The sequence below is a fragment of the Streptococcus oralis subsp. oralis genome (assembly GCF_002096445.1).
Classification (GTDB): Bacteria; Bacillota; Bacilli; order Lactobacillales; family Streptococcaceae; genus Streptococcus; species Streptococcus oralis_N.
Genome location: NZ_NCUK01000012.1, coordinates 441,373 through 447,849, shown reverse-complemented (window position 1 = coordinate 447,849; position 6,477 = coordinate 441,373). Strand labels below are relative to the sequence as shown.

Here is a 6,477-nt window from a genome sequence, read left to right as displayed (position 1 = left end):
TTTTTTTAACCGCAATACACCATAGTCCGTACGGGATTCGAACCCGTGTTACCGCCGTGAAAAGGCGGTGTCTTAACCCCTTGACCAACGGACCTTGAGCTTTTCAACTCTTTCTATTATACCTACTTTTTTACCTTTGTCAAGGACTTTTTTCCGTGAATTTAATTTTTTCTTTTCTTCACTAACTTAACTACTGCTTCTGTTCGTGCAGTGTGGGGAAACATATCGACTGACTGGATATACTGGAGATCATAAACTTTTACCAGTTTAACCAAATCTCGTGCCAAGGTCGAAACATTGCAGGATACATAGACCATTTTTTCTGGGACATAGGTCAGAATGGTTTCCAACAGCTTATCATCTAAGCCTGTACGAGGAGGGTCGACTATCAAGGCATCTGCTCGGTAGCCTTCTTTATACCAGCGTGGAATAATCTCTTCAGCTGTTCCCGCTTCGTAATGGGTATTGTCAAACCCCATTCTCTGAGCATTTCGCTTGGCATCTTCAATGGCTTCTGGAATAATATCCATTCCTCTGAGACTCTTGACCTTATTTGCGAAGGCAAATCCAATCGTCCCAACACCGCAATAGGCATCGATCAGATGATCCTCTTTGCTGACATCCAGAGCCTTAACTGCTTCACTATAGAGAATTTCTGTCTGCTCAGGATTAAGCTGGTAAAAAGCTCGAGGGGAGAGAGAAAACTCATAGTCGAGTACTCCTTCTTGAATACTCTCTTGGCCCCAGATAATTTCCGTCTTTTCACCATAGATTTCACTTGTTTTCGCTGTATTTGTATTGACTGCAACTGTGACGACTTCTGGAAAATCTTTAACTAAGTCTTTTACTAGCTGGGTTAAATTAAGCTGGCGATTTGTGACAATGATAATCTGGACTTGTCCCGTTTTTCTTGCTCGACGTACCATGATAGTACGAACGCCTAACGTTTTTCTCTCATCTGTAATTGGAATTTGGTGGTAAGTAAGAAGTTCAGCTAGGCAATTCGCTATTACTTGGGTTTCCTTATCTTGTACCAAGCAATCTTTTAACTCTACGAGGTAATGAGAGTTTTGCGCATACAAACCTGCCTTGACCTGATTTTTAAATTTTCGAGTCTGGAATTGAAGCTTAGCACGGTAGTACTTTGGTTCCTGCATTCCGATAGTTGGACGGATTTCATAGTTTTCATATCCTGCAGGAGCAAATTTTTTCAGGGCTTGATGGAGCAGATCCGTTTTGAACTCTAACTGTTTATCGTAGTGGAGGTGCATGATTTGGCAACCACCACATTCATTATAAATCGTACAAGCTGGCACGACTCGAAATTTAGACTTCTTATTAACCTTTAGTAATTTGGCTTCAACAAAGTTACGTTTAATAGAAGTAATTTGACAATAGATGTCTTCTCCTTTGAGGGCGCCTGGCACAAAAACGAGGGTTTTCTGATAGAAACCGATTCCCTCACCATTGATGCCCATCCGCTTGATTTTTAAAGGTATTTTTTGTTTGACTTTCAGATTCATACCCCTATCTTATCACATTTTAGGGTATAATAGAACTATGAAAATCACAAAACTTGAAAAGAAAAAACGTCTCTACTTGATGGAGTTAGATGGACAGCAAACCTCTTATATCACGGAAGATACCATTGTCCGTTTTATGCTATCTCGAGATAAGGTCATTAGTAAAGAGGAACTTACCGAGATTCAGGACTTTGCCCAGTTCTCTTATGGTAAAAATCTCGCTCTCTACCATCTATCATTTAAAGCTCGAACCGAAAAGGAAGTTCGCGAGTATCTGAAAAAGTATGATCTTGATGAAAAAATCACTAGTCAAGTTATCGCTAATCTTAAAGAAGATAACTGGATTAATGATCGTCAGTATGCCTACTCTATCATCAATGCCAATCAACTTTCTGGAGATAAGGGACCTTATGTGCTAGCTCAAAAACTGTCTCAAAAAGGAATTGACAAATCAACTATTGAAGAGGTTTTAAAGGATTTTGATTTTTCAGAGGTTGCTCAACGTGTAGCGGAGAAACTTCTTAAAAAATACACGGGAAAGCTTCCCGCTCGTGCCTTGCAAGATAAGATCATTCAAAACTTGACGAACAAAGGCTTCTCCTATTCTGATGCTAAAAATGCTTTTGATGACTTGGATAGTCAAGTCGACCAAGAAACGACTCAAGAGCTCATTTTTAAAGAACTGGATAAACAATATGCTAAATACGCTCGCAAATATGAAAGTTACGAACTAAAACAGCGTTTAACCCAAGTTTTAGCTCGAAAAGGCTATGATTTTTCGGATATAGCCAGCGCTCTCAGAGAATATCTTTAACATTTTCAGGTAAAATTCAAAAAAATTAGACCGATTTATGATATAATAGTAAACGATAAACTTATAAATTGTAGAAAGTTGGTTAGTTATGAAACTTCCAAAAGAAGGCGACTTTATTACAATTCAAAGTTATAAGCATGATGGGAGTCTTCACCGTACTTGGCGGGACACCATGGTACTAAAAACAACAGAGAACGCTATTATTGGCGTCAACGACCACACACTTGTTACCGAAAGTGACGGTCGTCGTTGGGTGACTCGAGAACCGGCTATTGTTTACTTTCACAAAAAATATTGGTTTAATATCATTGCCATGATTCGTGATAATGGGATTTCCTACTATTGCAATATGGCCAGCCCCTACTATCTAGATGAGGAAGCCCTGAAATACATTGATTATGATTTGGATGTCAAGGTTTTCACTGATGGTGAAAAGCGTCTCTTGGATGTTGAAGAGTATGAGCGCCATAAACGCAAAATGAAGTATTCTGATGATTTAGACTATATTTTGAAAGAGCATGTTAAAATCCTTGTTGATTGGATCAACAATGGACGCGGTCCTTTCTCAGAGGCCTATGTCAACATTTGGTACAAACGCTACATAGAACTAAAGAATCGGTAAAGTTGTCAAACCGGGGTGAGAGCCCTGGTTTTTTATTTGAAAAACCCAGCCTAGAAGCTGGGTTAATTGCTATATATCTAATTTAGTGACAGTAAACTTGATATGGGAATAATCTTTTTCAACATCCTTATCTAACAGGAAAGCCGTGGCATCCTTCTTAACCTGAACAAGATCAATGTTCTGGGCTTGAGCTGCATAGACGCATCCACAATAGCATTGACGATAGATATCATACTCCTCGCACATCTCCACTGAACGTTTGTAACCTTGATTTTTCTTGAAATCACTTGGAAGATAGTGGGTGGTATAAATCTTTTGCACATCAATTCCGATGCTGTTGATGGTTTGAGAATTCTTATGGGGACTGATGGTCAAGGCTGAACCAAAGTAGTCAAAGCCCAAATCCATAGCCACTTGCGCTGTTTTGTCCAGACGGTAGTCAAAACAAACCTTGCAACGGTCGCCACCCTCAGGTTCTTCTTCCAGTCCTCTGACTAACTTCCGGTATTCATTTGGTTCGTAGGGAGCTTCAAGGTACTGGACCGTATTGCCTGTTCGCTCATTGAAATCACTGACAAATTTTTTTGTAACGTAAGCCCGCTTGTGGTATTCTGCCTTGGGATGGATATTGGAATTGGCAAAATAGATGGTCACATCAGCGTATTTGGTCAGGTACTCTAGGGTGTAGGTACTACAAGGAGCACAGCAGACATGCATAAGAATAGTTGGACGTTGCTCATTTTTTTCCCAAACCTGAACCATTTTCTGCATAACACGGTCATAATTAATCTTCTGATTGGGATTCATCTTGCTCAGAATTTCTTCTACATCGATCATGTTCTTCTCCTTTTTCTAGTCTTATTTTATCATATAAGTTAGGAGAGCTCAAATCTATTTAGAATAGAAAACCTTAAAAGGAGGAAATACACATCCCTCCTTTTGTGTTTCTTATGAATTGCTTCGTAGCGAAAATTTACATCATCCCACCCATCATGCTTGGATCCATGGCTGGAGCTGGGGCTGCTGGTTCTGGTTTATTGGCTACGACTGCTTCTGTTGTCAAGATAAGACTTGCAACTGAAGCTGCGTTTTGAAGGGCTGAACGGCTAACCTTAACAGGATCGATAATACCTGCTTCAATCATATTAACCCACTCACCAGTTGCTGCGTTGAATCCTGTACCAACTTCAGCATTTTTCAAACGGTCAATGACGATAGACCCTTCGAATCCAGCATTGTGAGCGATTTGACGAACAGGTTCTTCCAAGGCACGGAGAACAATATTACGTCCTGTTGCTTCATCTCCTGTCAATTCCAAATCAGCTACGGCTGGAATGACATTGGCAAGAGCAGTTCCACCACCTGCAACGATTCCTTCTTCAACAGCTGCACGAGTAGCGTTAAGGGCATCTTCAATGCGGAGTTTCATTTCTTTCAACTCAGTTTCAGTTGCAGCTCCGACCTTGATGACTGCGACACCACCTGACAATTTTGCCAAGCGTTCTTGCAATTTTTCACGGTCAAATTCAGAAGTTGTAGTTTCAATTTGAGACTTGATAACCGCAACACGGTGAGAAATAGCTTCAGGATTTCCAGCACCTTCTACGATAACAGTGCTATCTTTGTCCACAGTTACTCTCGCTGCTTGACCTAGCGCCTCAATAGTAGCGTCTTTCAACTCAAGACCAAGATCTTCTGTGATGACTGTTCCACCTGTCAAGATAGCGATGTCTTCAAGCATGGCTTTGCGACGGTCACCAAAGCCTGGAGCTTTGACTGCTACCACGTTGAAGGTTCCACGAATCTTGTTCAATACAAGAGTTGGAAGAGCTTCGCCATCTACATCATCCGCAATAATCAAGAGTGGACGATTGCTTTGGAGAATGCTTTCTAGAAGTGGCAAGATTTCTTGAATATTGGAAATCTTCTTGTCAGTAATCAAAATATATGGATTTTCAAGGTCCGCCACCATTTTTTCGCTATCTGTCACCATGTACTGTGATAGGTAACCGCGGTCAAACTGCATTCCTTCTACGACTTCAAGCTCTGTTTCCATACCACGTGATTCTTCAATAGTGATGACACCATCTTTACCAACTTTTTCCATGGCTTCAGAGATGTATTCGCCGACTTTTTCAGAACGAGAAGATACAGCGGCAACCTGAGCGATGGCTTCTTTATTGGCAACAGGGATGGCATTGTTTTTCAAGGCTTCTACAGCTGCGGCAACCGCTGCTTCAATCCCACGACGAATGCCGATTGGGTTGGCACCTGCAGTGACGTTTTTAATTCCTTCGCGGACGATAGCTTGAGTCAAGACTGTTGCAGTTGTCGTTCCGTCACCTGCGATATCATTGGTTTTTGAAGCTACTTCTGATACCAATTTGGCACCCATATTTTCAAAATGGTCTTCTAGCTCAATCTCTTTAGCAATAGTAACACCGTCATTGGTAATTAATGGTGAGCCAAATGATTTTTCAAGAACAACGTTGCGACCTTTTGGTCCTAAGGTTACTTTAACAGTGTCTGCTAGGATATCAACACCACGAACCATGGCTGAACGAGCATCAGATGAAAATTTAATTTCTTTTGACATACTTACTTTCTCCTTCTATTCTTCAATGATAGCCAAGATGTTAGCTTCGCCAACGATGATGTACTTCTCATCGTCATCTTTGACATCAATACCTGCATGAGCTTCAACTAAGACACGGTCTCCAGGCTTAACACTTGGAGCAACCAAGTCACCATTCAAGGTACGAACACCTTGTCCAGTAGCTACAACTTGGGCTGTTTTTGTTTTTTCTTGGGCTGAGCCCGCAAGGACAAAGCCTCCAACAGTTTGTTCTTTTTCTTCGATTTTCAAGACCACACGGTCTCCTAATGGTTTCAACATCTGTTTTCCTCCATGATGAAATACATATTATTAGCACTCTTTGTATCTGAGTGCTAATTCATAGTTCTATTGTATCACTTGGTCAGAAATAGTCAAGAAAAAAGTCTGACTTTCTCAAGATAAAAAGCCTGAGATTGACTCAGACTTTTCAATGCTTAAAATGGCAATTCTTCCTCTTCCAAGACCAAATCTGCCAAATCCTGTCCTGCGTTATTTTCACGCATAGCACGTTGGGCGCGGCTTTCCAAAAGTTGGAATCCTGTGGCAAGGACTTCAGTCACATAGTTCATCTGGCCATTTTTCTCAAAGCGACGGGTACGAAGTTCTCCATCCACAGAGATAAGACTACCTTTAGTTGCGTAGCTTGCCAAGGTTTCAGCCAATTTCCCCCAAAGAACCAAATTGACAAAGTCAGCTTCACGTTCCCCGTTTTGGTCTTTGTAACGACGGTTCACAGCGATAGTTGCACGCGCTACTGACTTGTCATTGTTGGTTTTGTGCAATTCTGGTGTAGACGTTAAACGTCCAATAAGAATAACTTTATTATACATATTTTCTTCCTCCTACTTATCTATTCGTAAGGAATCAAAAAAAGTTACAAAAATTTGTAACTTTTCGAGAA

Annotated in this window: 7 protein-coding genes and 1 tRNA gene; 2 read left to right on the top strand and 6 right to left on the bottom strand. The window is 40.8% G+C overall.

All coding sequences use genetic code 11. The features are described from left to right. Positions 1-22 precede the first annotated feature (22 nt). Positions 23-94: transfer RNA gene (locus tag B7721_RS03415), tRNA-Glu, on the bottom strand. Between the two features lie 67 nt (positions 95-161). Further along, positions 162-1,523, bottom strand: a complete 1,362-nt coding sequence (gene rlmD, locus B7721_RS03410; RefSeq protein WP_049519798.1) for a 23S rRNA (uracil(1939)-C(5))-methyltransferase RlmD — start codon at positions 1,521-1,523, stop codon at positions 162-164. Between the two features lie 37 nt (positions 1,524-1,560). On the opposite strand from rlmD, the gene recX reads away from it, so the two are divergent. Beyond that, the gene (gene recX / locus B7721_RS03405; protein ID WP_070800417.1) at positions 1,561-2,337 is read left to right on the top strand and encodes a recombination regulator RecX; all 777 of its coding nucleotides are present in this window, start codon (positions 1,561-1,563) and stop codon (positions 2,335-2,337) included. Positions 2,338-2,425: 88 nt separating this feature from the next. Continuing rightward, positions 2,426-2,959: a nucleoside tri-diphosphate phosphatase gene (gene ntdP, locus B7721_RS03400; protein WP_000775318.1), complete on the top strand. Its 534-nt coding sequence runs from the start codon at positions 2,426-2,428 to the stop codon at positions 2,957-2,959. 69 nt (positions 2,960-3,028) lie between these two features. Here ntdP and B7721_RS03395 read toward each other — a convergent pair whose 3' ends face one another. From B7721_RS03395 to B7721_RS03380, 4 genes are all read right to left on the bottom strand, one after another. Further along, on the bottom strand, positions 3,029-3,796 hold the full coding sequence (locus tag B7721_RS03395) for an epoxyqueuosine reductase QueH (protein ID WP_000567567.1): 768 nt from the start codon (positions 3,794-3,796) through the stop codon (positions 3,029-3,031). Positions 3,797-3,932: 136 nt separating this feature from the next. Beyond that, positions 3,933-5,555 carry a chaperonin GroEL gene (gene groL / locus B7721_RS03390; RefSeq protein WP_084877518.1) on the bottom strand — a complete coding sequence of 541 codons (1,623 nt, stop codon included), beginning with the start codon at positions 5,553-5,555 and terminating at the stop codon, positions 3,933-3,935. Between the two features lie 15 nt (positions 5,556-5,570). Continuing rightward, positions 5,571-5,855: a co-chaperone GroES gene (groES, locus tag B7721_RS03385; protein WP_084877516.1), complete on the bottom strand. Its 285-nt coding sequence runs from the start codon at positions 5,853-5,855 to the stop codon at positions 5,571-5,573. A 155-nt stretch (positions 5,856-6,010) separates the two neighbouring features. Continuing rightward, complete coding sequence (locus B7721_RS03380) at positions 6,011-6,406, bottom strand: single-stranded DNA-binding protein (protein ID WP_000282436.1); 396 nt, start codon at positions 6,404-6,406, stop codon at positions 6,011-6,013. Positions 6,407-6,477: the final 71 nt, after the last annotated feature.